Annotated in this window: 3 protein-coding genes; 1 reads left to right on the forward strand and 2 read right to left on the reverse strand. The window is 68.3% G+C overall.

Going from position 1 to position 3,298, the window contains the following annotated elements; all coding sequences use genetic code 11:
• The coding region (locus QZV84_RS09465; protein ID WP_292828799.1) for a glycosyltransferase at positions 1 to 1,211 on the reverse strand (1,211 nt) is incomplete at its 3' end.
• A gap of 170 nt (positions 1,212 to 1,381) precedes the next feature.
• Between QZV84_RS09465 and QZV84_RS09470 the strand changes: the two genes are divergently transcribed.
• Entirely contained in the window at positions 1,382 to 1,972 is a 591-nt protein-coding gene (locus QZV84_RS09470) for a hypothetical protein (RefSeq protein WP_292828802.1), read from the forward strand.
• An 18-nt stretch (positions 1,973 to 1,990) separates the two neighbouring features.
• Here QZV84_RS09470 and QZV84_RS09475 read toward each other — a convergent pair whose 3' ends face one another.
• Positions 1,991 to 3,121 carry an AI-2E family transporter gene (locus QZV84_RS09475; protein ID WP_292828805.1) on the reverse strand — a complete coding sequence of 377 codons (1,131 nt, stop codon included), beginning with the start codon at positions 3,119 to 3,121 and terminating at the stop codon, positions 1,991 to 1,993.
• Positions 3,122 to 3,298: the final 177 nt, after the last annotated feature.

Raw genomic sequence — 3,298 nt, forward strand, 5'->3', positions numbered from 1 at the left:
GGCAGCGGTTCGTCGCGGTACAGCGCTTCGAACGTTTCGAGGGTGCGGTTGATGTCGTGGATCACGACGCCGTCGAGCGATGCCTGCTGCATGCGCCGACGCTCCTCGGGTGCGGCGGTCAGCACGTCGGTGAGCCGGGCGGCCATCTCCTCGACGTTGCCGGGCTCGAACAGGTACCCGTTCTCGCCGTCGTGCACGAGGTGAGGCAGCGCGACGGCGTCGGCGGCGACGATCGGCAGCCCCGAGGCCATCGCCTCCATCGTGGCGATGGACTGCAGCTCTGCGACCGACGCGATCGCGAAGAGGCTCGCCCGGCTGTAGAGCGTACGCAGCTCCTCCTCGCCCACATTGCCCTGGAACGTCACGCGGCCATCGAGCCCGAGGGAGCGAGCGAGCGTCTCGAGGTTCTTGCGCTGGTCACCTCCGCCCACGAGGTCGACGTGCACATCCAGCGCCGGGTCGAGCAGGGCGACCGCCTTGAGCAGGACGTCGATGTGCTTCTCGGTCGTCAGCCGGCCGACGAACAGGATGCGGTTCGCATCGCGGGGCCCCAGGTCGGGCCGGTAATTCGCGCGATCGATGCCGCAGCTGATCGGGATCACTCCGGTGATGTCGATCGTGGACTCGAGGAAGTCGGCGGCATTGCGGGTGGGCGTGGTAACGGCGCGGGTCATGCCGAAAGTGCGCCTCGCGTCGGCCCACGCGAGCTCGAGAATCACCTGGTTCAGCGCACGCGGCAGGGTCGTGAAGTCGAGGATGTTCTCGGCCATCACGTGGTTGGTGGCGATGATCGGGATGCCGCGCTTGCGCGCCTCGCGGGCGAGACCTCGCCCGATAACGATGTGCGATTGGATGTGCACGACATCCGGCCTCACCGTCTCGAGCACGCGACGGGCGTGGTGCTTCGACATCCAGGGCAGCACGAACGTGATCCAGTCGTGGGGGTACCAGCGCCACGATGGGAGGCGGTGCATCGTCATGGGCTGACCCTCGATGACCTCGACCGCCGTGCCGCGGGTCCAGTGCGTCGCACTGGGAGCCACCACGTGCACATCGTGGCCGCGGGCGACGAGCCCGGCGGCGAGGCGCTCGGCGAATCGGGCCGCGCCGTTCACGTGCGGTGAGAACGTGTCGGCGCCGATCAGCACGGTGAGGGGCCGGGGTTCGTCCGGCTTAGCGGCGGGAGGATCTTCTGGCGTCTCGGAAGGCATCACGGGATGCTGGTTGCCTATCTCTGTGCGGGGCGGGGCGGGTCGCACGAGGTCGGTGCATGTGCGATCCCACTGTACCGGAGGTCCCCATGCCTCCCCTGGATGCGAACCCCATCCGAGACCACCCGCTCTGGATCGGGCTCGCAGGTTCGAGCTCGTACCCTGGAGGCATGCCCCGACTGCAGGCCGATGCCGACCCGACGCGATGGGTGGCCGTCACGGACTCACTCGGGCTCGGCGGGCGGCGGCATCGCAAGGCCGCGATCCGGATGCTGCTCGGCCAGGCGAACACCGCACTGGGCGCCCAGGCGAAGCCCGGAAGCGGATTCATGGCGTGGGCGATGAGCCAGGCGACGCCGTTCCTCATGCGCAGAGCCGCGGGCCGGGTGCTGGTGTGGGTCTGGAAGGCCGACCCCGAGCTGCTCGTCGTGATGGCCCAGATGCAGCAGGCGACGCCGCAGCTGCGCGCGGCACGCGCGTCGATGCCCATGGAATACGACGACACCGAGACGTTCCGCGGCACGTACCTCGGCATCGGCGAGAAGCTCGCGATGTCACTCCCCCGGGATCAGCGCACTCCGCCGTTCGCGACCTACACGTGGGACTCCGGCACCCACTTCGTGACGGTGACCGCCGTGTGCAGCGACCGAGAGCGATTCGGCACGGTCATCGGCGCCGTCGACGAGCTCGCCCGCACCCTGCGCGTCGTCGATGACCTAGCGGTCGGCGAATCTCGCAGCGTGCTGCGAATCGAGCCGTGACGTGCGCGGCGATCGTGGTCAGACCTTGCGGTCCTGCCTCGGCACCACGATCTCGCGGATGACGAGCAGGATCGAGGCCATGACCGGCAGGGCCACGAGCACGCCGATCACGCCACCGAGGGTCCCGCCGACCATCGCGCCGATCAGCACGAGTGCCGCGGGGATGGCGATCGCCTTGGTCATCACGCGTGGCGTCACGACGTAGGCCTCGATCTGGATGTAGATCAGGTAGGCGATACCGAAGATCAGCGCCTGTTCCGGACTCGACAGCAGCGCCGCGAGCGTCCCGATGACCAGGAAGATCACCGATCCGAACAGCGGCACGAGGGTGATGATGAGGGCGATGAATGCCATGAGCGCGGGATAGGGGAGCCCGATGACGAGCTGCAGCACGAACACGACACCGGCGTTGATCAGTGCCAGAGTGACCGAACCGAGCAGGGACTTGCCGACCGAGGCAGTGACCCGCTCAGTCATACCGCTGAGAGTCGGCCGGTCGCGGGCGGGAGCGACGGAGTAGAGGGCTTCCTTCATGCCGCTCAACGACGACAGGAAGTAGAGCGTCAGCGCGACGACGATGAAACCCGCCGAGATGGCGGAGACGAGCCCGACGCCGAGTGCGAGCGCGCCCCCGCCGATCGCGGCGATCGTCTCGGGCTGGGCGAGCGCGACCGCTACCTCGTCGAGACCGGCCGCGACAGCATCCTGCAGGTCGGGAGACAGGGCCAGGAACCAGTCCGAGTCCACGACGCCGGCGATCGCCTCGGGGAGGTTCCGCACGAAAGCACCCACCTGGCTGAGGATCGGCGGCAGCAGGAAGACGAAGAACAGTGCCGCCAGGATGGCGAAGGCTCCGAAGACGATCCCGATGCCGGCGCCCCGCTTCATCCCCCGGCGTTCGAGCAACCGCACCAGAGGGTCAAGAGCGAGCGCCACGAACAGTGCCAGCACGATGTAGATGATGACCGTCGTGATCGAGGCGATTCCCGACCCGATGACCAGGCCCCCCAGCACGCCGAGCGTGGCGATGAACGCCACGATCATGGGCCGTTCGATCAGCGCCAAGATGCCTTTGCGCTCCGGCGCCGGGCGCGGTGGCACCGTCGGTTCGTCAGGGGCGGGGGCGGGGTCGGGAGGGAGCTCGGACATGCTCGAACGATATCGCCCTGCGGCCGACGGGGGCCTCATGCCGCAGGGGTGAACCCCGAGGCTGTGGGTCAGCCGCCGAGAAGGTGCATCCCGCACCGAGAAGGTGCGCACCTTCTCGCGGACAGACGCACCTTCTCGCGCCCAGACGCACCTTCTCGCGCCCAGACGCACCTTCTC

The sequence above is a fragment of the Microbacterium sp. genome, assembly GCF_011620715.1.
Lineage (GTDB): Bacteria > Actinomycetota > Actinomycetes > Actinomycetales > Microbacteriaceae > Microbacterium.